At 71.0% G+C, this 1,032-nt stretch carries 3 protein-coding genes; all 3 read right to left on the reverse strand.

Going from position 1 to position 1,032, the window contains the following annotated elements:
* Positions 1-487, reverse strand: a 487-nt coding sequence (locus BMW66_RS19935) for a DUF6441 family protein (RefSeq protein ID WP_093120912.1), incomplete at its 3' end; no start/stop codon positions are given.
* A complete protein-coding gene (locus tag BMW66_RS19940; RefSeq protein WP_093120914.1) occupies positions 487-798 on the reverse strand; it encodes a head-tail joining protein in 312 nt (103 codons plus the stop codon). The genes BMW66_RS19935 and BMW66_RS19940, both read right to left, overlap by 1 nt.
* A 5-nt stretch (positions 799-803) precedes the next feature.
* On the reverse strand, positions 804-1,032 hold a 229-nt coding region (locus BMW66_RS20475; protein ID WP_217639365.1), incomplete at its 5' end, for a hypothetical protein.

Below are 1,032 nucleotides of genomic sequence, written 5' to 3' on the forward strand. Positions count from 1 at the left end.
GGGCATAGCCGCCGCGCTTGCCCTTGCGCTCGCGCTGATTGTCGACCACCAGAAGCGACGGGCCCGATTTGCGATAGACGAACCGCAACGGCCCGAAGCGGTTCTCGGGAAAGTTCGTGGGCGTGATCCGCTTGCGCCCGATCCCGCGTTTCGGGGCAGCGTCGGTGGGGATCGCCAGCCAGATCCCGTCCTGCGAGCGGATCAGCGCGCCCTCGTCAAAGGCCCGGATCAGTGTTGGCGCCTTGGTGCGCACCACCGAGGCCGCGCCAAGCGAGCGCCCGCCCTTGGGATAGTGGGCGGCGCGCCAGGACTTGGCCAGCCGTGCCCCCAGCCCGCCCGCGATCACGTCGCGGCGCAGCGCATGGACCAGATCCTCGCCCGCCTCATGCACCCCTTCGGTCACCGCCCGTTCAGCGTCGGCCAGTTCCTCGCGCATGAACCGGCTCAGATCGCCCTGCAGCGCGGCCTTGATCCGCGGCCCGCGCATCAGCCCGCCTCCGGATGCGAGTTGAGGACAAGCACCAGCCCGCGCGCATCCCGGGGCACCGGTGTTTCCTGCACCACGCGGCGCTGCCCGCCCGCGATAAAGACCGTGCCCTTGCCCCCGCCCGGCCAATCTTCGGCCAGCACCTCATAAAGCGTGCCCGGGCTGGAGATCGCGAGCGAGCCGAACTCGCCCCGCAGATCCCCCTGAAACGGGATCATGCGCAGCGCCACTGCGGCGCCGTCGGGATCGACAATGGCGTCGATCCCGAAGCGCGCGAAGCTGCGGCGAGCCATGCGGGCCGGATCAAACATGCGGATCAGGCCCCACCCGCGGCGGCATCAGGATCGGCGGTCTCGCCAGTGCCCGGAAGGCCGGCCTGCGCGCCATCGCCCGCCGCCTTCGACTCCTTGGTTCCGCCGGCCTGCCCCTTCTTCGTGCTCCTGGTTTTCGCCGCCGGCGCGCCGGACTCGGGCTCCGCTTCCTCCGGCTCCGGCGCGGCGTGACCGGCGCCCTCCTTGCGGATCAGCCCCCAGATCTTCTCGGTG

The sequence above is a fragment of the Salinihabitans flavidus genome (assembly GCF_900110425.1).
Taxonomy (GTDB): domain Bacteria; phylum Pseudomonadota; class Alphaproteobacteria; order Rhodobacterales; family Rhodobacteraceae; genus Salinihabitans; species Salinihabitans flavidus.